Annotated in this window: 25 protein-coding genes; 14 read left to right on the plus strand and 11 right to left on the minus strand. The window is 73.0% G+C overall.

Annotation, left to right across the window (positions count from 1 at the left end):
* Positions 1-81 precede the first annotated feature (81 nt).
* The 4 genes from ACKUB9_RS20580 to ACKUB9_RS20595 all read left to right on the plus strand — a co-directional run bounded on the left by ACKUB9_RS20580 (position 82) and on the right by ACKUB9_RS20595 (position 5125).
* On the plus strand, positions 82-1092 hold the full coding sequence (locus ACKUB9_RS20580; protein ID WP_407526311.1) for an ABC transporter substrate-binding protein: 1011 nt from the start codon (positions 82-84) through the stop codon (positions 1090-1092).
* Positions 1093-1243: 151 nt separating this feature from the next.
* A complete protein-coding gene (gene araD / locus ACKUB9_RS20585) occupies positions 1244-2977 on the plus strand; it encodes an L-arabinonate dehydratase (RefSeq protein ID WP_407526314.1) in 1734 nt (577 codons plus the stop codon).
* A 111-nt stretch (positions 2978-3088) separates the two neighbouring features.
* The gene (locus ACKUB9_RS20590; RefSeq protein ID WP_407526317.1) at positions 3089-3805 is read left to right on the plus strand and encodes a ribonuclease activity regulator RraA; all 717 of its coding nucleotides are present in this window, start codon (positions 3089-3091) and stop codon (positions 3803-3805) included.
* A gap of 348 nt (positions 3806-4153) precedes the next feature.
* Positions 4154-5125, plus strand: coding sequence for a D-2-hydroxyacid dehydrogenase (locus ACKUB9_RS20595; RefSeq protein ID WP_407526319.1), 972 nt, complete (start codon positions 4154-4156; stop codon positions 5123-5125).
* Between the two features lie 7 nt (positions 5126-5132).
* On the opposite strand, the gene ACKUB9_RS20600 is transcribed toward ACKUB9_RS20595, so the two are convergent.
* Together ACKUB9_RS20600 and ACKUB9_RS20605 are read right to left on the minus strand one after the other, a co-directional pair.
* Positions 5133-5936 (minus strand): sugar phosphate nucleotidyltransferase, encoded by an 804-nt coding sequence (locus tag ACKUB9_RS20600; RefSeq protein WP_407526322.1) that lies wholly within the window; start codon positions 5934-5936, stop codon positions 5133-5135.
* Positions 5937-7028: a CgeB family protein gene (locus tag ACKUB9_RS20605; RefSeq protein WP_407526325.1), complete on the minus strand. Its 1092-nt coding sequence runs from the start codon at positions 7026-7028 to the stop codon at positions 5937-5939.
* Between the two features lie 138 nt (positions 7029-7166).
* Here ACKUB9_RS20605 and ACKUB9_RS20610 point away from each other — a divergent pair, with 138 nt between their 5' ends.
* From ACKUB9_RS20610 to ACKUB9_RS20625, 4 genes are all read left to right on the plus strand, one after another.
* On the plus strand, positions 7167-7388 hold the full coding sequence (locus ACKUB9_RS20610; RefSeq protein ID WP_407526328.1) for a hypothetical protein: 222 nt from the start codon (positions 7167-7169) through the stop codon (positions 7386-7388).
* 123 nt (positions 7389-7511) lie between these two features.
* Positions 7512-7733: a ferredoxin gene (locus ACKUB9_RS20615; protein ID WP_407526330.1), complete on the plus strand. Its 222-nt coding sequence runs from the start codon at positions 7512-7514 to the stop codon at positions 7731-7733.
* Positions 7726-9015 carry an NAD(P)/FAD-dependent oxidoreductase gene (locus ACKUB9_RS20620; RefSeq protein WP_407526333.1) on the plus strand — a complete coding sequence of 430 codons (1290 nt, stop codon included), beginning with the start codon at positions 7726-7728 and terminating at the stop codon, positions 9013-9015. The genes ACKUB9_RS20615 and ACKUB9_RS20620 overlap by 8 nt, the downstream gene beginning before the upstream one ends.
* A 5-nt stretch (positions 9016-9020) precedes the next feature.
* Entirely contained in the window at positions 9021-10262 is a 1242-nt protein-coding gene (locus tag ACKUB9_RS20625) for a cytochrome P450 (protein WP_407526336.1), read from the plus strand.
* Between the two features lie 10 nt (positions 10263-10272).
* Here ACKUB9_RS20625 and ACKUB9_RS20630 read toward each other — a convergent pair whose 3' ends face one another.
* Positions 10273-10518: a PsiF family protein gene (locus ACKUB9_RS20630; protein WP_407526339.1), complete on the minus strand. Its 246-nt coding sequence runs from the start codon at positions 10516-10518 to the stop codon at positions 10273-10275.
* Between the two features lie 113 nt (positions 10519-10631).
* A complete protein-coding gene (locus tag ACKUB9_RS20635) occupies positions 10632-10934 on the minus strand; it encodes a hypothetical protein (RefSeq protein WP_407526342.1) in 303 nt (100 codons plus the stop codon).
* Positions 10935-11349: 415 nt separating this feature from the next.
* Between ACKUB9_RS20635 and ACKUB9_RS20640 the strand changes: the two genes are divergently transcribed.
* The gene (locus ACKUB9_RS20640) at positions 11350-12111 is read left to right on the plus strand and encodes a hypothetical protein (RefSeq protein WP_407526345.1); all 762 of its coding nucleotides are present in this window, start codon (positions 11350-11352) and stop codon (positions 12109-12111) included.
* Between the two features lie 145 nt (positions 12112-12256).
* Here ACKUB9_RS20640 and ACKUB9_RS20645 read toward each other — a convergent pair whose 3' ends face one another.
* Together ACKUB9_RS20645 and ACKUB9_RS20650 are read right to left on the minus strand one after the other, a co-directional pair.
* Positions 12257-13096 (minus strand): universal stress protein, encoded by an 840-nt coding sequence (locus ACKUB9_RS20645; RefSeq protein ID WP_407526347.1) that lies wholly within the window; start codon positions 13094-13096, stop codon positions 12257-12259.
* A gap of 70 nt (positions 13097-13166) precedes the next feature.
* On the minus strand, positions 13167-13376 hold the full coding sequence (locus ACKUB9_RS20650; protein ID WP_407526350.1) for a hypothetical protein: 210 nt from the start codon (positions 13374-13376) through the stop codon (positions 13167-13169).
* Between the two features lie 158 nt (positions 13377-13534).
* On the opposite strand from ACKUB9_RS20650, the gene ACKUB9_RS20655 reads away from it, so the two are divergent.
* Positions 13535-14464, plus strand: coding sequence for a 50S ribosomal protein L11 methyltransferase (locus ACKUB9_RS20655; RefSeq protein WP_407526353.1), 930 nt, complete (start codon positions 13535-13537; stop codon positions 14462-14464).
* On the opposite strand, the gene ACKUB9_RS20660 is transcribed toward ACKUB9_RS20655, so the two are convergent.
* Complete coding sequence (locus tag ACKUB9_RS20660) at positions 14445-14924, minus strand: hypothetical protein (RefSeq protein ID WP_407526356.1); 480 nt, start codon at positions 14922-14924, stop codon at positions 14445-14447. The genes ACKUB9_RS20655 and ACKUB9_RS20660 overlap by 20 nt on opposite strands.
* Positions 14925-15079: 155 nt before the next feature.
* On the opposite strand from ACKUB9_RS20660, the gene ACKUB9_RS20665 reads away from it, so the two are divergent.
* Positions 15080-16513 (plus strand): NAD-dependent succinate-semialdehyde dehydrogenase, encoded by a 1434-nt coding sequence (locus ACKUB9_RS20665; RefSeq protein ID WP_407526359.1) that lies wholly within the window; start codon positions 15080-15082, stop codon positions 16511-16513.
* Positions 16514-16541: 28 nt separating this feature from the next.
* On the opposite strand, the gene ACKUB9_RS20670 is transcribed toward ACKUB9_RS20665, so the two are convergent.
* Positions 16542-17330 (minus strand): trypsin-like serine protease, encoded by a 789-nt coding sequence (locus ACKUB9_RS20670; protein WP_407526362.1) that lies wholly within the window; start codon positions 17328-17330, stop codon positions 16542-16544.
* 160 nt (positions 17331-17490) lie between these two features.
* On the opposite strand from ACKUB9_RS20670, the gene hemE reads away from it, so the two are divergent.
* Genes hemE through ACKUB9_RS20685 form a run of 3 tightly spaced genes read left to right on the plus strand, consistent with a single transcriptional unit; the run spans position 17491 to position 19885 of the window.
* Positions 17491-18573 (plus strand): uroporphyrinogen decarboxylase, encoded by a 1083-nt coding sequence (gene hemE, locus ACKUB9_RS20675; protein WP_407526462.1) that lies wholly within the window; start codon positions 17491-17493, stop codon positions 18571-18573.
* Between the two features lie 8 nt (positions 18574-18581).
* Entirely contained in the window at positions 18582-19007 is a 426-nt protein-coding gene (gene hemJ / locus ACKUB9_RS20680; protein WP_407526364.1) for a protoporphyrinogen oxidase HemJ, read from the plus strand.
* A gap of 20 nt (positions 19008-19027) precedes the next feature.
* On the plus strand, positions 19028-19885 hold the full coding sequence (locus ACKUB9_RS20685) for an alpha/beta fold hydrolase (protein ID WP_407526464.1): 858 nt from the start codon (positions 19028-19030) through the stop codon (positions 19883-19885).
* A 40-nt stretch (positions 19886-19925) separates the two neighbouring features.
* Here the strand turns inward: ACKUB9_RS20685 and mnhG are convergent, their stop codons facing one another.
* The 3 genes from mnhG to ACKUB9_RS20700 are packed head-to-tail and all read right to left on the minus strand — an operon-like array spanning position 19926 to position 20991.
* Positions 19926-20264, minus strand: coding sequence for a monovalent cation/H(+) antiporter subunit G (gene mnhG / locus ACKUB9_RS20690; protein ID WP_407526366.1), 339 nt, complete (start codon positions 20262-20264; stop codon positions 19926-19928).
* Positions 20261-20542 (minus strand): K+/H+ antiporter subunit F, encoded by a 282-nt coding sequence (locus ACKUB9_RS20695; RefSeq protein ID WP_407526467.1) that lies wholly within the window; start codon positions 20540-20542, stop codon positions 20261-20263. The genes mnhG and ACKUB9_RS20695 overlap by 4 nt, the downstream gene beginning before the upstream one ends.
* 11 nt (positions 20543-20553) lie before the next feature.
* The gene (locus ACKUB9_RS20700; RefSeq protein WP_407526470.1) at positions 20554-20991 is read right to left on the minus strand and encodes a Na+/H+ antiporter subunit E; all 438 of its coding nucleotides are present in this window, start codon (positions 20989-20991) and stop codon (positions 20554-20556) included.
* Positions 20992-21016 lie beyond the last annotated feature (25 nt).

Consider the following 21016-nt stretch of genomic DNA (forward strand, 5'->3'; position numbering starts at 1 on the left):
TGTCCGGGCGTGCCGCCGGCCACGCCGCGTGCGGATCCAGGCCGTGGGCTGACCCACATGACCGGTCAGGAGGGATGTCCCATGGTGAACCGCAGGACGTGGCTCGCGGGCGCGGCCGCCTGGGCCGCCCTCGCGCCGGGCGGTGCGCACGCGCAGGCGAAGTCGGAGATCACGATCAGCCGCCAGCCCGGCATCCTCTACATGCCGATCCACGTGATCGAGAAGCGCCGGCTGATCGAGAAGCACGCCGAGGCGCTGGGCCAGCCGGGGGTCACCACCAAGTGGCTGTCCTTCAGCAACGGCGGGGCGCAGCAGGACGCGCTCCTGTCGGGCGGCGTCGACATCATCAACACCGGCACCGGGCAGCTGCTCCTGCTGTGGGACCGCACCCGGGGCGGCGTGCGGGGCATCGTGGCGACCACCGCCCAGCCCCTCGTCCTCGTCAGCCGCGACCCGCGGGTGACGAGCCTCAAGGATTTCGGCCCCGGCGACAGGATCGCGGTGCCGACCGTGCGCGTCTCGACGCAGGCGATCCTGCTGCAGATGGGGGCGGCCGCGACCTTCGGGCCGGACCAGTGGGGGCGGCTCGACCCGATCACCGTGCAGCTCGGCCATCCCGACGCCTTCGTGGCGATGAAGAACCCGAACCACGAGGTGCGCAACCACTTCGCGGCCCCGCCCTTCCACCATTACGAGCTGAAGACGATCCCGGGCGCGCACGTGGTGGCGAACTCCGCCGACATCATCGGCGGGCCGCTCTCGCAGGGCCAGTTCTTCACCACCACGCGCTTCGCCACCGCCAACCCGGTCATCATCCAGGCGGTGCGCGCCGCCGCCCAGGAGGCCAAGGCCTTCATCGAGACGAACACCCGCGAGGCGGTGGAGATCTACCGGGAGGTCACCTCCGACAAGACCCCGGCCGAGGATCTGCTCGACCTCCTGGCCCAGCCCGGCATGATGGAGTGGAACCTCTACCCGCAGGGCACCATGAAGTTCGCCGCCCACCTGCACAAGACCGGGGCGCTGAAGACCCTGCCGGGCTCGTGGAAGGACTATTATCTCCCGGTCGCCCATGATCTGCCGGGCAACTGACCGGGTCGCGGGCCGGGCGGTCGCTCCCGAAGCGAGGCCGCCCGCCGCATCGGCCCCTCCGCCCGGCCGGGTGGGGCGGCCGGCGGCCTCCGGTGCGCCCGGGCGGTGCCGCCGGGCCTGATTCCGGTCCCCTTTCCCCCGAGGCTGCCCCATGACCCGCAAGACCCCCGACCAGCTGCGCAGCGCGCGCTGGTTCCTGCCGGACGATTTCCGCTCGTTCGGGCACCGCTCGCGCATGAACCAGATGGGCTACGCGGCCGAGGATTACGTCGGCCGGCCGGTCATCGCGATCATCAACACGTGGTCCGACTTCAACCAGTGCCACGCCCACTTCAAGCAGCGGGTGGAGGACGTGAAGCGCGGCGTGCTGCAGGCCGGCGGCTTCCCGGTGGAGCTGCCGGCGATCTCGCTCTCGGAGAGCAAGGTCAAGCCGACCACGATGCTCTACCGCAACTTCCTCGCCATGGAGACCGAGGAGCTGCTGCGCTCCCACCCGGTCGACGGCGCGGTGCTGATGGGAGGCTGCGACAAGACCACTCCGGGCCTCGTCCTCGGCGCCATCAGCGCCGGGATCCCGGCTCTGTTCGTGCCGGCCGGCCCGATGCTGCGCGGCAACTGGCACGGCACGGTGCTGGGGTCGGGCTCCGACGCCTTCAAGTACTGGGACGAGCGGCGCGCGGGCGCGATCTCGGACAAGGACTGGAGCGAGATGGAGGTGGGCATCGCCCGCTCCTACGGGGTCTGCATGACGATGGGCACCGCCGCCACCATGACGGCGCTCGCCGAGGCGCTCGGCCTGACGCTGCCCGGCGCCTCCTCGATCCCGGCGGCCGATTCCAACCACATCCGCATGTGCGCGGCGGCGGGCCGGCGGGCGGTCGGGATGGTGTGGGAAAACCTCACCCCGGCCCGGATCCTGACCGAGGCCGCCTTCCGCAACGCCATCGTGGTGGCGATGGCGATGGGCTGCTCGACGAACGCGGTCATCCACCTCGTGGCGATGGCCCGCCGCGCCGGCCACGCGCTCGGTCTCGATGATTTCGACGCGGCGAGCCGCCGGGTGCCGGTGATCGCCAACATCCGCCCGAGCGGCGACCGCTACCTGATGGAGGACTTCTACTACGCGGGCGGCCTGCCGGCCCTGATGAGCCGCCTCGCGCCCTTCCTCGATCTCTCGCAGATCACGGCGTCGGGCCGCCCCTGGGCGGAGTGCCTGGAGGGCGCGCAGGTCTACGACGACGACGTGATCCGGCCCCTCGACCGGCCGATCTACGCCGAAGGGGCGCTCGCGGTGCTGCGCGGCAACCTCGCGCCGAACGGCTGCGTGATGAAGCCCTCGGCGGCGGCGCCCCACCTGCTACGCCATGCCGGGCCGGCCCTCGTCTTCGACGATTACCCGATGCTCAAGGGGATGATCGACCGCGACGACCTCGACGTCACGCCCGACACCGTGCTGGTCCTGCGCAACGCCGGCCCGCTCGGCGGCCCCGGCATGCCCGAATGGGGCATGATCCCGATCCCGAAGAAGCTGGTGCGCCAGGGCGTGCGCGACATGGTGCGGATCTCGGATGCGCGCATGAGCGGCACCTCCTACGGGGCCTGCATCCTGCACGTCTCGCCCGAATCCTACGTCGGCGGGCCGCTGGCCCTGGTGCAGACCGGGGACCTGATCGCGGTCGACGTGCCGGCGCGCACGATCCGCCTCGACGTGCCGGAGGACGAGTTGGCGCGCCGTCGCGCCGCCCTGCCGCCGCCGGAGCCCCGCTACGAGCGCGGCTACGGCTGGATGTTCTCCCGCCACATCGGCCAGGCCGACCAGGGCTGCGACTTCGATTTCCTGCGCACCGATTTCGGCGCTCCGGTCCGCGAGCCCGCCATCTTCTAGAGCAGGATCCGATCGCGTGGCGATCGGATCCTGCTCTAAGTCTTTGATGTTGTCGCATTGTCTGCGACGAACCGGTGGCCACTTCGTCGGACAATGCTCGAGAGGACGACCATGCCGCTCGCCCCCGCCACCCGCGACAGGCTGCGGAGCGTCAGCACCGCGACGCTCTGCACCGCCCTGTTCAAGCGCGGCCTGCGCAACCAGTTCATCCAGGACGTGCGCCCCCTGAGCCCCAAGGGCGAGGTGATGGTCGGGGAGGCTTACACGCTGCGCACCATTCCGGCGCGGGAGGACCTCAACCCGATCACGGTGTTTCAGGACCGCGCCCACCCGCAGCGCAAGGCGGTGGAGGAGTGCCCGCCCGGCGCCGTGCTGGTGATCGACAGCCGCAAGGACGCCCGCGCGGCCTCCGCGGGCTCGATCCTCGTCACCCGCCTGATGGTGCGGGGCGTGGCCGGCATCGTCACGGATGGCGGGTTCCGCGACAGCCCGGAGATCGCCGCCCTGGCGATCCCCGCCTATCACCACCGTCCGGCGGCGCCCACGAACCTGACCGTGCACCAGCCCCTCGACATCAACGTGCCGATCGGCTGCGGCGACGTGCCGGTCTGGCCCGGCGACGTGGTGGTGGGGGACGGGGAGGGCGTGGTCGTCATCCCGGCCCACCTCGCCGACGAGGTCGCCGCGGAGGCGGTGGAGATGACAGCCTTCGAGGATTTCGTGACCGAGAAGGTGCTGGAGGGTCGCTCCATCCTCGGCCTCTACCCGCCCACCGACGAGCAGGCGCGCGCCGACTTCGCGGCGTGGCGGGCGGAGAAGGGGCGGTGAGGGGGGCTGTGTGATGTGGCTTGGCGGCGGCATCGACGCCGCAACGCCCTCGGTTCGCGTGGGACTCGCGGGGAACCCCTCTCCCGTGCGGGAGAGGGGCAGGGGATCGAAGATCCCGCGTGAGGGTCCAGATGGTTCCGTTTTAAAGCTGAGAGCGCGGTGAGAGGAGCGGAACGGGTCAGGCTCAAGCACGAAGCGTGGTGCTGGTAGCGGCAGCGTGGTGTCTTCTTGCTGCACCCTCCCGGGACCCTCACCCCTACCCCTCTCCCGCACGGGAGAGGGGATCCCGCGCTCAATGCGGAAGCGGGGATCCGCTTCATCGTCACCGTTATGCCGAGAGATCGATCCATGCCCCTGCTGCCCCCGCCCGAGGCTCTCACGATCGCCTTCGCGCATCAGGCCTACGGGCTCGCCGCGGAGTTCGCCGGGCGCGGCCATCCGGCCCGCGTCCTCGAGGCGCGCAGCGCCGACGGCCTGCGGGCGCATGTCGGCGAGGCGGACGTGGTCGTGGCGTCCGGGCTCTGGCGCAACGACATGATCGAGGCCGCCCCGAAGCTGCGCTTCATCCAGTCGGTGAGCGCCGGCACCGATCAGTTCGACAAGACGCGCCTCGCCCGGGCCGGAATCCGGCTCGCCAGCGCGCAGGGCGCCAACGAGCGCGCGGTGGCCGAGCACGCGATGGCGCTGATCCTCGGCCTGCAGCGCCAGCTCCACCTCGCCCGCGACCACCAGGCCGCGCGGTACTGGCGCCCGATCCTCGCCGACCGCGCTTTGCGCGAGGAGGAATCCGGGGGCAAGACGCTGGTCATCGTCGGGCTCGGGCGCATCGGGCTGCGGCTCGCAGCCCTCGCCCGGCCGTTCGGCTTCCGCCTGCTCGGCGTGCGGCGCCGGCCCGGACCCTGCCCGGAGGTGGACGCGCTCCTGCCCCCGGAGCGCCTGTACGAAGCCCTCGGCGAGGCCGACATCGTCGCGCTGACCTGCCCGCTGACCCCCGAGACCGAGGGGCTGATCGATGCCCCGGCGCTGGCGGCCCTGCGGCCCTCGGCTCTGCTCGTCAACGTGGCGCGCGGGCGGGTGGTGGACGAGCCGGCCCTGATCGCCGCCCTGCAGGAGGGGCGCCTCGCCGGGGCCGGCCTCGACTGCGTGCACGAGGAGCCGCTGCCGGCCGAGTCCTCCCTCTGGGCGATGCCGCACGTGATCGTCACGCCCCACAGCGCCGGCGAGACGCGGGCCTACGAGACGAGCGTGATCGACATCCTGCTCGACAATCTCGGGCGCCTCGCGCGCGGGGAGGCGGAGCTGCGCAACGGCCTCGTGTGAGGCCCGCCTACTCCCGCACCATCGCGTGCAGGGCCGGGCGCCCACCCGGCCAGCCCAGGGCCACCCGGGCGCCGCTGTCGCCCGGCCGGGCGGCGGCCTCGCTCAGCAGGCCGATGGCCGCGCGATAGCCGTGCAGGGTGCCGACATCGACGTAGGACCGCCCCGCCCGCAGGCCGAGCGCCCGGCCCCCCTCCGCCAGGTAGGCGTTCACCAGGGTGCCGATGTACTCGTCGCGGCCGTCGCGCCGCTGCCAGAGGCCGTGCAGCGCGCGCAAGGTCCGGCCCGGCATCTTGAACGCCCCCCAGATCCACGGCGAGGTGGCGTCCGCCTGCTTCACTTGGATCTCCCGTACGGCGTCGCCGTCGAGGACCACCGCGTCGAAGAACTCGGGCCGCTCCACCGGGAAGAGCAGGAAGGAGAGCGCGTCGTCCGGCAGGAGCGCCAGCGCGTCGGCCGGGAACCACACCGTGTCGGGCAGCCCGATGATCACCGGCTCGTCGTCGGCGACGAGCGGCAGCGCCCGGAAGATCGCGTCGCACAGCCCGGCCGCGGCGGGCTGCACCACGTAGGCGATCGAGGCGCCGCCATAGGCCGCACCGTAATAGTCGAGGATGTCCGACTTGCCCGGCGAGATCACGAAGCAGAGCTTGTCGGCCCCGCCCCGGATCATCCGCTCCACGAGGTATTCGCTCACCGCGCAGGGGCGCTCGATGCCGTGGTCGAGTCGGCTGCCGACCGGCAGCAATTCCTTCGAGAAGGCGAGCGGCTGGATGCGGCTGCCGCGGCCCGCCGCCGGAACGATGCCCCACATTCACGCCTCCGCGGCCAAGGGTCCCCGGACGGCCTCCGGGGCATCGAGGGCGGCGATCAGGTCGGCGGCGCGGCGGTCCGAGGAATGCTCGGCGAGCGTCCGCTCGCGCGCCGCGCGGGCGAGCGCCGCGCGCTCGGCCTCGCTCATGCCGAGGACCGCCACCACGTCCTCGGTGGTGTGCGCCACCACGATCTCGCGCCCCGGCGTGAAGAAGGTGTCGAGCCCCTCCCACGGATCGGTGATGAGCGGCGTGCCGCAGGCCGCCGCCTCGAACAGCCGGCCGGAGGGGCACCAGCCCATCGCCGCCATCGCCTGCCGGGTGACGTTGAGGGTGAAGCGCGAGGAGGAGAAGAAGGCCGGGTGCTCGGCCGGCGGCAGGTGGCGCACGAAGGCGATGTTCTCCGTCCAGGGGAAGTCCGGCGGATACTGCGCGCCGCCGATGAGGAAGCGCTGCGCCGGCCGGCGCCGGGCGGGCGCGACGAGGAGGCGCTCGACCCCCGCCTGCCGGTCCGCCGCGTAGGTGCCGAGGTAGGACAGGTCGCTGATGTAGTGGGGGACCGGCGCGGTCGGCCGATGGGCGTCGGGATCGACGTGGCCGTAGAGCGGCCGCACGCGCCTCGCGCCGAGCCGCTCCCGCAGGGCGTCGAGCGCCGCGCCGCCCGTGTAGCTCAGCACGAGGTCGAAGTCGCGCAGGGCGCGCGGGCCGAGGTAGGGCACCGCCTCGCCCGCCGCGAGGCGCGCCAGCGTCACGGGCGTGTCGAGGTCGTAGAAGACGCTGATCGGCGCCTCGTGCGCGAGCGCCGTCGCCGCGACCGCATCCGGGCAGTAGGAGGTGACGATCGCCGCGTCGCACGCCGCCACCGCCCGCGCGGCGCGGACGCGCAGTTCGGGGGTCCAGTCGGGGTAGAGGATCAGGTCGCCGCCGGGCAGCGCCGTGAAGTCGCGGGCCTCGGCGTAGTAGGGAACATCGCGCTCGAAGAAGGTGACGTGGTGGCCCCGCCGCGCGAGCGCCCGGCACAGGCCGCGCCAGAGTGTGGCATGCCCGTTGCCCCAGGACGACGAGACGGTGAGTCCGAAGACGACGATCCGCATCCGCTCCCCGTGCGTCCCCGCCGTCCGGCCCGGCCCGATGCCCCAACTCGTATACTCTGGGTGAGTTCCTGGACGCGCCCGCTGTTGCCTCCGGCCGCGTTTTCGCGGAGATCGGTCCGGTGATGGAGGAATGGACAGGTGTGGGAAGCCGAGGTGATCGACGGGCCGGAGACGGCCGAGGGGCTGATCTGGGTGCGGGCGCCCCGCGACTTCCCCAACGGACTGGACGAACTGGTCGGCGCGCCCGTGAGCGTGGACGGGGTGGCGCGCAGCATCAACGACGTGGTGGAGCCGCCGGGCGGCGGGATGGTGCGCAAGGGCGACCGCCTCGGCCTGATCCTCGACCCGGCCGAGGCGTGAGGTAACCCGCGCGGTCCGTCGGACGAAACGAGGTGGGAGACTGGGAGGGGGGCCGCCGGCCTCCATATGGCCCCGGTGACGGGGGCGCGGCCCGAGCCCCGGTCGCCACAGGCGGGAGATCCCATGCGCGTCGTCGTCGATCTGAACCGCTGCCAAGCCTACGCGCAGTGCTGCTACGCCGCGCCGTCGAGCTTCGCGCTGCACGGGCCCGAGGTGCTGATCTACGATCCCGCGCCCCCGCCCGAGCGGCGCCGGGAGATCGAGCGGGCGGTGCAGGCCTGCCCGGTCCGCGCCATCCGGTTCGAGGCCGAGCCTTCGGAGCGGGAGGAGGGCCGCCATGGCTGAGGCGCTGCGCGCCGTGGTGGTGGGGGCCTCCCTCGCGGGCCTTCGCGGCGCCGAGGCCCTGCGCCGCGAGGGGCATCGCGGCCCGATCACCCTGGTGGGCGACGAGCCCCACCGCCCCTACGACCGGCCGCCGCTCTCCAAGCGCGTGCTCAGCGGCGAGGCGCGGCCCGAGGCGATCGACCTGCCCGCGCAGGCGGGCCTCGACCTGACGTGGCGCCTCGGGGCGGCGGCGGTGGGCCTTGATCTTTCGGCCCGCGAGGTGGCGCTGGCCACGGGCGAGCGCCTGCCCTTCGACCGGCTGCTGATCGCGACCGGCACGCGGGCGCGGCCCTGGCCGCACCCGGCCGAGGCCGGGCTCTCCGGCGTGTTCACCCTGCGCGGCCGGGACGATGCGGCGGCCCTGCGCGCCGCGCTCGCGGCCGCGCCCGCGCGCGTCCTCATCATCGGGGCGGGTTTCATCGGCTGCGAGGCGGCCGCCGCCTGTCGCGACATCGGTCTACCCGTCACGCTGGTCGACCCGAACCCGACGCCGCTCGCCACCGTGCTCGGCACCCGGGTTGGGCGCGTCGTCGCCGAGATGCTGCGCCGGGAGGGCGTCGACTATCGCCCTGAGACCCGGGTCGAGGCCCTGGAGGCGGACGCGGCGGGCCGGGTGAGCGGGGCGCGCCTCGTCGGCGGCGGGCGGGTCGCCGCGCCGGTGATCGTGGTGGCGCTCGGCGCAATGCGCAACACCGAGTGGCTCGCGGGCTCCGGCGTCGCGGCGGATGCGGGCGGGATCGCGTGCGACGGGTTCTGCCGCGTCCTCGACCGCGAGGGCCGGCCCGTGGCGGGCGTGGCGGCGGCGGGCGACGTGGCGCGCTTTCCCCATCCGCTCTTCCCGGACGGGCCGGTCGCCTTCGAGCATTGGGGCCACGCGGTCGAGCAGGCGCAGCACGCCGCCCGCACCCTCGTGGGCCCGCCGGAGGGTCACGGCGCCTACGCGGCGATGCCGGCCTTCTGGTCGAGCCAGTTCGACCTCACCATCAAGTCGGTGGGCCTCACCAACGGGGCCGATACGGTGGCGATCGCCCAGGGCAGCCTCGCCGAGCGGCGCTTCGTGGCGGTCTACGGCCGGGCCGGCCGCACGGTGGCGGCGGTGTCGTTCGATTCCGCCCGCTGGCTGCCGGCCTACGCGGCGCGCATCGCGGCGGGCGACGCCTTCCCGCCGATCCTCGGGGCCACCGACCAGGGCCGCGTCGCGCTCGCCGATCCCGGCTTTCCGCAGCGCCCGGCGCGAGGCTGACCGCGATGTCCGACCCCACCCTGTTCGCCGCGGTCAAGGACCCGGCCCACCGCCCCGATCCCTACCCGCTCTACGCCCGCCTGCGGGAAAACCCGGTGGCGGTCCAGGACGACGGCACCTGCGTGGTGACGACCCACGCGGCCCTGCGCGCGCTGGTGTTCGACCCGCGCCTCTCCTCCGAGGACCTGCCGGACACCGCGCACCCGCACACCGGCAACCCGTTCAAGGACTGGATCATCAACCCGATCAGGGACCGGATCCGGTCCCGGCACCGCCCCTTCATCTTCCGCGACCCGCCGGACCACGACGTGCTGCGCCGCCACGTCATGCGCGAGTTCACGGCCGCGCGGGTGAGCGCGATGCATGCGCGCGTCGACGCGCTGGTGGCCGACCTCCTCGACCGGAAGCGCGAGGCCCGCCAGATCGACCTCGTGGACGATTTTTCCTACCCGCTGCCCGTCACGGTGATCTGCGAGATGCTGGGCGTGCCGCCGGAGGACGAGGCGCGCTTCCACGGCTGGGCGACGCAGCTCGCCACCGCCCTCGAACCCGACGCCCGCGAGGACGAGGAGAACCGGGACAGGAACATCGCCACCTTCGACGAGATCGCGGCCTACATGCAGGACCTGATCAAGGAGAAACGGCGCCACCCGAGGGACGACATCCTCACCGGGCTCGCGACCCGGAAGGACCCGCAGGTCGGCCGGATGGGCGACTACGACCTGATCGCCACCGCGATCCTGCTGCTGATCGCGGGCCACGAGACCACCGTGAACCTGATCACCAACGGGATGCTGACGCTGCTGCGCTTCCCCGAGCACTTGGAGCGGCTGCGCGCCGACCCCGACCTCGCCCCGCGGCTGATCGAGGAATTGCTGCGCTACGAGCCGCCCGTGCACTTCCGCACCCGCAAGGCGCTCGCCGCCATCCGGGTGGACGGGACGACGATCCCGGAGGGCGCGCCGGTGGTGCTGCTCTTCGCCGCCGGCAACCGCGACCCGGCCCGCTTCCGCGACCCCGACCGGTTCGATCCCGACCGGGAGGACAACCAGCATTTCGGGTTCGGCGGGAGCCTGCACTTCTGCGTCGGCGCCCCGCTGGCGCGGCTGGAGGCGGAGGCGGCGCTGGTCGCGCTGGCGCGCCGCCTCAAGGCCCCGCGCCTGATCGAGGACCCGCCGCCCTACCGGCCGGGCGCGTCCCTGCGCGGGCCGCAGCACCTGCGGCTCGCCATCGAGGGCGTCGCCTAGAAAGTTGGTCTCAGGCGCCGGTGGCGTCCTTGACGCACTTCTTGCTGAAGCTGGTGCGGGCCGCGCCGGACAGCTTCTTGTCGGTGGCCTGCGCGTCGCAGCGGGCGCCCGCGTCCTTCTCGCACTTGGTCATGAAGCTCTTCAGGGCGGCGCCGGCGAGCTTCTTCTCGGTTGCCTGCGCCGTGCAACTCTCCTGTGCGACCGCGCCCGTCGCACCTGCGAGGCAGAGGATCACGGCCGCCACGACACCACGCATCGCGCTCTCCCTGAATATCCGTCGTCGTCGCACGACGAAGGGAGTGGACCACATCTTGGAGAGTGCGACCAGAGGGATCGAGGCTCGATGCACTGGTCTTGCGGGACGGAGGTCTAGGCCTTCCCTTGCGCCCTGCGCGTCCGGTGATGCGGCCGGACGACCGCGCGCCGGCCGCAACTCTGCCAGCCCCAGTGCGCGAACGGCGTCGCGGGCGCGGTCTCGCACCAGCCCGCCCGCACGAGCGCCCGCGCGGTGCGCTCGCGGTCCTGGCAGGCCTGCTCGGTCATCGGCGAGGGCGGCAGGGCACAGAGCGCGTCGGCCCGCTGCCAGCGCGCCAGGAGATCATCGGCCGCGGCCGGGCCGATGCCGAGGAGAAGGCTCGCGAGCGCGAGGGCGGCGGGGCGGATCGGGAGCATGGGGGTACGCCCTGACGGGGCGCGGCCCCGGATCCGGCGCGTATCAGATCGGCGAAGTCCGGCAAGACGGCCAGGTGGCCTAACCCCGTGGCGATGCGTGCGCACGGGCGAGGCGCACCGGGCTCTTCCGATGCCGTCGCCGCTCGTCAGGCCGGCATGCCCTGACAGCCATGGAATGGGTGTCCTGTGATGTGTGGCGCATGACTTCCTGCAGCTGCCTGGACAACGGCCAGACATTTGATCCTGCAAGCCGAAATATAAATCACCGATATTCATTTTGCTGACAAGATTGTGATATAAAATCAATCGTTCCATCGGACTTGCTCAAGATATTAATTGGTTGCGATTTTGCACTTTACTCCTTAATCAGGCCCTTGGTGATTTGGCGGTCTGAAATGAAATCGGGATCATCAAAATGAAGTTCGGCTCTTTGGTGATATCGATCTGGATGCAGTCCTCTCTTTTTGCTGCCGTTGCACATGCCGGAAATGGCGATCGGAATATAGTTCGTGTGATGAAGGCCGTCGATGAATGCAAGAACGCAGAAGCGGCAAATCCGAACCAGGCAACGCTGACGGAGATGGAGTCGGCCGTTTGCTTCAGGGGCCGCATCGGCCGCGATGCTGACCGGGCGATCATTCCTCTGCTGTCTCGGAAAGACAAAATATTCATCGTCAACAGCATCGGCGGAGACGGTATCGCTGCCGCCAAGATCGGCTTGCACATCCTCGAAAATCGATTGGATGTGGCGGCTCACGGCCTATGTTTGTCATCGTGTGCCAGCTATTTTTTCCTGGCCGGCTTTCGCAAGTATCTTATGCCCGACACCATCCTGGCTTGGCACGGGGCGCCGAGAGCAGAGCCCTCGTTCCGGCAAAAGCTGCTCGACAACGATGGCAGGCTGCAGCTTGTCTATCAACTGTCGCAACAATTCTTCGACGCCGCGAAGGTAGATCGGCGATTGGCACTGGGGCCGGATCTGATTCATCCTGGATGCGAAGCCTGGATGGCTGGGTGGGATAGCCGGAACGTGCATTTCTGGACTTGGAGCAGGCGTGCTCTGGAACAGAGATTTCATGTGCCAGGCATAGAGACTTACTGGTATCCGGATGATTCGAAGATCATAGCGGATCTGGGCAGGAAGCACGGCTTCGAAGTGCTGGTCGGTCCGAAGTGACCGAACGTGCGTGCGGTCGCATCCGCTGCGGTTTGACCCTGAAACGGCGCTCTGCATCGTTCCGCCGGGCGGAAGGTCGCGGCCGGCGAATGAGCGCCAGGGCAGAACAGGTGAAGTGCAGCCCCGGCCCTGCCGGCCGCCCGGCTCAGTGCGCCATCAGCACCGGCATGGTCGCGTGGGCGAGGATGTGGCTCGTCGGGCCGCCGAAGATCATCTGGCGCAGGCGGCTCTGGGTGTAGGCGCCCTTGATCAGCAGGTCGCAGCCCAGCGCCTCGGCCTCGTCGAGGTAGATCTCGCCCGCGCTGCGCCGGCCGGCCGTGAGGGTGCGGCCGCGGGCCGTGAGGCCCTCGCGGACCAGGGCGGCGGCCATCTGCTCGGCGCTCGGCCCCGGGACCATGCCGGTGTCGATGGCCAGCACCTCGATGCGGGCGGCCTTGCGCAGGAAACCCTCCGCGAAGGCCACCGTGCGAGCGGTCTCGGTCGAGCCGTTCCAGGCGATCATCACCGTCTCGCCGAGGCTCGCGGGCGGGGCGGGCGGGGCGATCAGCAGGGGGCGCCCGCTCTCGAACAGGGCCGCTTCCAGCGTCGTCATGCGCGGGCCGGCCTCGCCGCCGGGCCGGCCCACCACGGTCCCGGCGAAGAGCCGGGCGTACTGGGCCAGGAAGCCGTCGCCGGGCGGGGCGTCGGGCAGCCAGCGGTAGCGCGGCTCGTCGCCGGGGGCGCCGGCGCGCTCGCGCGGCACGCCGTTCCGCTCCATGAAGGCCTGGAACTGGCCGCCGCAATCGCGGGCCTCGGCGAGGTCGGCCTCCTCGTCCCGGACCCAGGTCATGCCGCCGACCATGTCGACGGGCACGTATTCGGCGAGCGCCGGCCGCAGGCCGAAGCCTTCGACGCAGCCGCCGAAGCGGCGCGCCGCCAGCAGGGCGGTCTCTAGGACGGAGTCGAGCAGCGCGTGGCGCGCGACCGGAACGAGCAGGGTCTTCATGACGGCCTCCGCCGCCGATTCCATCACGGCGCCGCTTCGCCGTCCAGCGCGGGCGGCGGCGATCCCCCGCTCAGCGCAGGTCGCCCGCCGGGGACGGCGGGGACGCGGCCTCGCCCTCGGCCCGGTGCAGCCGGCTCAGCAGCACCAGCAGGTGGCCGGGCAGCGCGGTCTCCTCCGCGGCGAGCGGGTTCGTCCGGGTGCGGCGGCGACCGCGCCGGGTGGGCGACGGGGGCTGCGACGAGTCTTCCGTCCGAAAGGGCACACGCACTCGCATACGCATCGCGACGTCCTTCAAGGCCCGGCTTCTTCGCGGCCGGCGCGCCAGTGAACGCGAATCATCGGCGCCGGTTCCCGCCTTCTGCCTCCACCCCGTGACGCCGCGGTGACGCGGCGGCTGGCGGCTGGCGGGGCCCGGGTCCGGGTGGTAGACCGCGCGCCATGCTCGAAGGCCTGCCTCCCCACCGCCCGACCCACGTGCTGCGCCTCGACACCGACGAGCGCGCCGCCCGCGCCATGACCGACCTGATCGGCGAGGTGTTCGACCCGACCGAGACCGCGGTGGCGGCCTTCGAGGACGAGGACGGCAGAACATGGCGGCTCGAAGCCTACTTCGCCGAGCCGCCGGACGAGGCGGTGGTGCGCGACCTGATCCGCCCGATCGTGGGCGAGGCCGCCGACCGGGCGAGCTTCACGGCCATCGACCAGCAGGACTGGGTGCGCGCCTCCCTCGACGGCCTCAAGCCGGTGCGGGCGGGCCGGATCCTCGTGCACGGCGCCCATGACCGCGCGCAGGTGCGCCCCAACGACCGGCCGATCGAGATCGAGGCCGCGCTCGCCTTCGGCACCGGCCACCACGGCACCACGCTCGGCTGCCTCACCGCCCTCGTGGACGACCTCAAGCGCCGCCGGCCCCGGCGCGTGCTCGATGTCGGCACCGGCACCGGCATCCTCGGCCTCGCGGCGGCGCGGCTGCTGCGCGCGCGGGTGGTGGCGGGCGACCTCGACCCCGAGGCGGTGGCCACCGCCCGCAGCAACGCGGCGCTGAACGGGCTCGGGCCCTTCGTCAGCCTCTACGAGGCGCCGGGCGTGCGCCATGCCCTCGCCGACCGGGTGCGCGGGTTCGACCTCGTCTTCGCCAACATCCTGGCCCGGCCGCTGCGGCACCTCGCCCCCTCCCTCGCCCGGGTGGTGGCGCGGGACGGCACGCTGGTGCTCTCGGGGCTCATCCCCCGCGATGTGCCGGGGGTGCTGTCGGCCTACGCCGCGCAGGGGTTTCGCCTGCGCCGCCGCCGCACCATCGAGGGCTGGGCGACGCTGGAACTGCGCCGCGGCGGTAGCGCCCCCCGGTCTACCGGATCGAGACCCTGACGTCGTACTGGCCGGCGGTGCCGTCCGGGTAGATGAGGAGCATCCGGAAGCGGTCGAGGCCCTCGTAGCCCTCCGCCGCCTCGAAGGTGACCTTGAGGCCCGGGGCCTTCTTGGCGTTGCAGGGGCCGAGCGGCGAGGAGGCCGAGTAGCGCGGGAAGGACTGATCCTGCGAGAAGGTCACGGTGCCGTGCTCGGGCTTGGAGACGAGCCGGGCCACGAGGGGGCCCTGCGAGGAGCAGTCCGGGTAGAGCGCCGTGAAGAAGGCGATCGTGCGCGCCTCGTTGACCGGCACCACGCGGTTGAGCGGGGTCGTCGTGAGTTCGGGAAACTCGGGCGGGGTCGGCCCCGGCGCCGCGGGCGGGGGAACGGGCACCACCGGGGCGGGCGGGGCGGCCGGCTGGGCCAGCGCCGGCGCGGCCGCCGCCAGCAGGGCGAGCGCCAGGAAACGCGAGAATGCCACGGACGATCTCCGATGCCGGGCGCACGAGCCCGCGCCCGCCCGCAAGGTAGGTCGGAGCGGGGCCGCGACCAGCCGCGCGCGACCTGTGCCTTTTGCGCGGTAATGCGCTACATCGGGCGCCTTCGTCCCCGATCTGTTGAGGAAGCGGCCCAACGATGTTCCCCGACGTCCAGCTTCACATCGCCGGCCAGTGGCGCGGCGGCTCCGCCGGCCAGACCATGCCGATCCAGAATCCGGCGTCCGGCGAGACCCTGGCCCAACTCGCCGTGGCCAGCCGCGACGACCTCGACGCCGCGCTCGCCGCCGCCGACCGGGGCTTCGCCGCGTGGCGCAGGGTCTCGGCCTTCGAGCGCAGCAAGGTGCTGCGCAAGGCCGCCGATCTCCTGCGCGCGCGGGCCGACGAGATCGCCCGCATCATGACCTTGGAGCAGGGCAAGCCGCTCGCGGAGGCCCGCGTCGAGGTCATGGCCGGCGCCGACACGATGGACTGGTTCGCCGAGGAGGGCCGGCGCGCCTACGGCCGGGTGATCCCGCCCCGGGCCGAGGGCGTGATGCAGCTCGTGCTGCGCGAGCCGGTGGGGCCGGTGGCGGCCTTCACGCCCTGGAACTTCCCGATCAACCAGGCGGTGCGCAAGGTCTCGGCCGCGCTCTGCACCGGCTGCTCGGTGATCCTGAAGGGGCCGGAGGACACGCCGGCGAGCTGCGCCGCGCTGGTCCGGGCGCTCCTCGACGCGGGCGTGCCGGGCGATGCCGTCGGCCTCGTCTACGGCGACCCGGGGACCATCTCCTCCTACCTGATCCCGCATCCGGTGATCCGGAAGATGTCCTTCACCGGCTCGACGGCCGTAGGCAAGCAGCTCGCGGCGCTGGCGGGCCAGCACATGAAGCGCGCCACGATGGAGCTCGGCGGCCACGCCCCGGCGATCGTCTTCCGCGACGCGGACGTCGCCAAGGCGGCCTCGGTGCTGGGCGCCAACAAGTTCCGCAACGCCGGCCAGGTCTGCGTCGCGCCGACGCGCTTCCTCGTGCACGATTCGGTCTTCGACAGCTTCGTGGACCGCTTCGTGGGCTTGGCGCAGGACCTCAAGGTCGGCGACGGCCTGCAGGAGGGCGTGAAGATGGGGCCGCTCGCCCACGGCCGGCGCATCGAGGCGATGGAGGCCTTCGTGGCCGACGCGCAGGACAAGGGCGCCACCCTGCGCACCGGCGGCAAGCGGATCGGCAACCGCGGCCACTTCTTCGAGCCGACCGTGTTCACCGACGTGCCGCTCGACGCGCGCATCATGAACGAGGAGCCCTTCGGGCCGATCGCCGCGATCCAGCGCTTCTCGGACGACGAGGAGGCCTTCGCGGAGGCCAACCGCCTGCCCTACGGGCTCGCGGCCTACGCCTATACCCGCTCGGCCGAGACCGCGACGAAGCTCGCCACCCGCGTCGAGAGCGGCATGATGTCGATCAACCACCACGGCATCGCCCTGCCCGAAACGCCCTTCGGCGGCGTGAAGGATTCCGGCTACGGCAGCGAGGGCGGCTCGGAGGCGATCGAGGGCTACCTCAACACCCGCTTCGTCACCCAGGCCTCGCTCTGATCGGGCGGCGGACCTCCCGGTCCGCCGCTCACCGCGCCGTGCGCATGACGAGGGCGCCCGGGACCCGGGCCACGCGGTTCGGGCCTCCGGGCGCCGCCGCCCCGGTCAGCCGCTGGCCGGCCGGGGCGATCACCACGAGGTCGCCGCAGGGCGGGGTGCGGGTGATGACCGCGCTCGCCACGCCCCAGAGCCGCCCGCCGCCCGTCACCACCGGCCCGCCCGAATCCCCGATGCAGATCCGCGCGCCCACGGCGCGCGCCAGCGTGAGGCCGCTCCCGGTGACCGCGAGCGGCACGAGGCGCGCGGTCTTGAGGGTGCCCGGCGCGCCGCCCGAGAGGCCGACGCCCGCGATCCGCAGGGATCCCGGCAGGCCGCCCGCGCGCGCCAGCGGCAGGGGTGCGCGGGCGCGCACCGGCGCGGCGAGGCGCACCACCGCGATGTCGAGGGCGAGGTTCGACAGGTTGACCCCGATGTCGTCGTCCCGCTCCACCACGTAGCGGGCGACCGAGGCCGCCCGGTGGGCCGGCCGCACCGCGCGGCTGCCGCGGTAGAACATCACCGCCGCCCCGAGCGGGTTGTCGCCGACGCAATGGGCCGCCGTGAGCACCAGCGCGGGGGCGATCAGCACGCCCGAGCAGCGGGTGAGGTTGACCTTGTCGTCGTCCTCGTCGGAGCGGCCGACCGTGCCGACCGCCACCGTGGCCCGGGTCAGCGCATCGCGCCCGCCCGCCATCGCGCCGCCCTCGATCGCGCGCGCCGGCAGGCCCGCCGCGGCGAGCAGCGCGGCGCCCAGCACTCCCCGCACCCAGCCCTTCATCGACCGCTCCCGCCTGATCCCTCGATCGACCTAAGCGGTTCGCCGGCCGGTTCAACCGGTCGCGCTGCCGCAGGGCGACGAACGGTCAGGCTGGCGCCGCGGCGCGTCTGCGGTCATAGGGTAACGTCAACGGACACAGGGAGCGGAGGCGCGGGGCGTGATGGGCGAGACCGAGACCGGCGCGCGGGCGGCGCGGCCCGTGCTGCGCGTGCTCGGGGGCGAGGCGCTGACGCCGCCCCCGGCCTGGATGATGCGGCAGGCCGGGCGCTACCTGCCCGAGTACCGGGAGCTGCGCGCCAAGGCCGGCTCCTTCCTCGACCTCTGCTACACGCCGGACTTCGCCGCCGAGGTTACGCTCCAGCCGATCCGCCGCTTCGGCTTCGAGGCGGCGATCCTGTTCTCGGACATCCTCGTGGTGCCGCACGCGCTCGGCCAGGGCGTGCGCTTCGTGGAAGGGGAGGGGCCGCGCCTCGACCCGGTGGCGGAGCGGGGGGAGATCGAGGCCCTGCGCGAGCCCGGCGATGCCCGGATCATGGCCCATCTCGGCCCGGTCTTCGAGACAGTGGCGCGCGTGCGGGCGGCGCTGCCGCGCGAGACCACGCTGCTCGGCTTCTGCGGCGCGCCCTGGACGGTGGCGAGCTACATGATCGGCGGGCGCGGCACCCCGGACCTCGCCCCCGCCCGCGGCCTCGCGGCGCGCGACCCCGCCCTCCTCGACGCGCTCCTCGACCGGCTCGTCACGGTGTCGGTGGAGTACCTCGCCCGCCAGATCGAGGCCGGGGCCGACGCGGTGCAGATCTTCGAGAGCCACGCGGGCGCGCTGCCGGCGGTGCCGGCCGGGGAGACGGGCGACGCGCTGGCGCGCTTCAGCTTCCGGCCGATCGCCCGGGTCGTCGCGGGCCTGCGCGCCCGGGTCCCGGGCGCCCGGGTGATCGTGTTTCCCCGCGGCTCGGGCCTCGACGGGCATGCCCGCGCGCTGGCCGAGACGGGCGCCGACGCGGTCGGGGTCGACTGGGACGTCGACCTCGCGGCGGTGCGGGCGCGCCTGCCAGCCTCGGCGGTGACGCAGGGCAATCTCTCGCCCGAGACCCTGATCGAGGGCGGCGCGGCCCTCGACGCCGCGGTGGACGCGATCCTGGCCGCCACCGCCGGTCACCCGCACGTGTTCAACCTCGGCCACGGCATCACCCCGCAGACGCCCATCCCCCATGTCGAGCGCATGCTGGCGCGGCTGCGCGGCTGAGGGCTCCGATGCTCTACCTCTGGATCAAGGCCGGCCACGTCGTGGCGATCATCGCCTGGATGGCCGCCATGCTCTACCTGCCGCGCCTGTTCGTCTATCACAGCGCCCTGCCGGCGGGTTCGCCGCAGGGCGAGACCTTCAAGGTGATGGAGCGCCGCCTGCTGAAGGCGATCATGACGCCCGCGATGATCGCCACCTGGGTGCTCGGCATCGCGCTGGTGGTGATGAGCGGCGCCTACACGCAGGGCTGGATGCACGCCAAGTTCGCCCTGGTCCTCGCCATGAGCGGGTTGCACGGCTGGTTCTCGCGCATGGTCAAGGACTTCGCGGCCGACCGCGCCACCCGGCCGCCGCGCTTCTACCGGATCGTCAACGAGGCGCCGACGCTCCTGATGATCGCCATCGTGATCCTGGTGATCGTGAAGCCCTTCTGAGAGCCGACCCGATGGCCGCCATCGAGACCCGCCGCCTCACCCTCGCGCTGCCCTCCGGCCCGGTGACGGTCGGCTGCGACGTCTACGGGTCCGGCCCCGACGCGCTGCTCCTGCCGGCGCTCTCCTCCATCGCGACCCGCGAGGAGATGCGCCCGCTGGCGGAGCGGCTCACCGGCTTCCGCTGTCACGTCCCGGACTGGCCGGGCTTCGGGGCGGAGCCGCGGGCGCGGCTGCCGCTCTCGCCCGCCGCCCTCCACGGCGTGCTCGACGCGCTCCTCTCCGCCCAGCCGGGACCCTACGCCCTCGGGATCGGGGCCGGGCACGCGGCGGGCTATCTCCTGGCGGCGGCGCGCCGGCATCCGGGGGCGTTCGCCCGCCTCGTCCTGGTCGCGCCGACCTGGCGCGGGCCGCTGCCGACCGCGATGGGCGAGGCGCGCCGCCCGCTCTTCGGGCGCCTGCGCCGCGCGGTGGAGACGCCGCTCCTCGGCGACCTTCTCTACCGGATCAACCTCAGCACGCCGGTCATCGCCCGGATGATGCGCGCCCACGTCTACGCCGATGCCGCCCGCGTCACGCCCGCTGTGCTGGCCGACAAGGCCCGCGTGGCGCGCCAGCCCGGCGCCCGCTTCGGCACGGCGGCCTTCGTCACGGGCGGCCTCGATCCGGTGGAGACCCGCGCCGAGTTCCTCACCCTGTTCGGACCCGGCCTGCCGCCGGTGCTGATGCTGCGCCCGGACAGGGCCCCGCGCCGCTCCGGCGCCGAGATGGACGCGCTCGCCGCCGCCCCGGGCGTCGCGACGGTCCGGGTGCCGGGCGCGCTCGCCGCCCACGAGGAGCACGCCGAGGCCGTGGCGGCCGCGATCCTGGCGGACGCCTGACGCGATCCCTGTCCGGTGAGTCCGGTCTCGCCGGACGGCCTCACGGCTCGGGCGGCGCGACCGGGTTCTTCTCGACCCGGTCGCGGTAGGCGGCGGCGCGGCCGAGGAGCAGCAGGGTGACGGGCGTCGTCACGATCACGAACAGGGCGACCAGCCCGTCGCGCAGGACCACCCGCCCCTCCGCGAGCGAGAAGAACAGCGACGAGGCCGCCACCACCAGGATCAGGCCGAGCGTCGCGCACAGGGAGGGCGCGTGGACCCGCTCGTAGAAGTGCGACAGGCGCACGAGGCCGAGCGCCCCGACGAAGGAGACCGCCGCGCCCGCCAGCGCGAGCCCGACCACGAGGCAGGCCGCCCAGAGAGGCAGGGCGGCGCTCACCGGATCACCTCGCCCTGCATCAGGAACTTGGCCAGCGCCACCGTGGCGGTGAAGCCGACGAGGCCGATGATGAGGGCGGCCTCGAAGGCGAGCCCGCTGCCCTGGCGCATGCCCAGCACCAGGATCAGCAGCAGGCCGTTGACGTAGAGGGCGTCGAGGGCGAGCACCCGGTCCTGGGCGCGGGGGCCGCGCAGCATCCGGTACGCGCACAGGCCCATGGCGAGGACGAGGAGCACGGCCGCGAGGGTCAGCCCCCAGGTCAGGATCAGGGCGCTCAGGGTCGGCGGGCTCACGGGAAGATCTCCATCAGCAGGCCCTCGTAGCGCTCCTTGATCCGGGCCGGCCAGTCGGCCTCGTCGAGGTCGAGCACGTGCAGGAGCAGCCGGCCGCTGCGCGGGTCGTGCTGGACCCAGAGCGTCCCGGGCGCGCTGGTGAGGACGATGGCGAGCGCCGTGAGCCCGGCGCGGCTGCGGATGGCGAGCGGCACGTGCACGAAGCCGCTGCGCCGCACGCCCGGGCGCAGGCCGAGGATGATCCGGCCGACCGCGACGTTGGATTGCAGCACGTCCACCGCCACCCGGCCGGCGAGGATGAGGAGCGCGCGCGGGGCGCGCACGCGCAGGGGCTCGGGCCGCAGCGCCCGCAGGGTCAGCGGGACGACGAGCCCGACCGCGGCGGCGAGGAGCCCGGTCGCCGGGGTGACCGGCGCGTTGAGCAGGAGCCACATCAGCGCGAGGCCGAGCGACAGCAGG

It is taken from the genome of Methylobacterium oryzisoli (assembly GCF_046557895.1).
In the GTDB taxonomy this organism is placed as follows: domain Bacteria; phylum Pseudomonadota; class Alphaproteobacteria; order Rhizobiales; family Beijerinckiaceae; genus Methylobacterium; species Methylobacterium oryzisoli.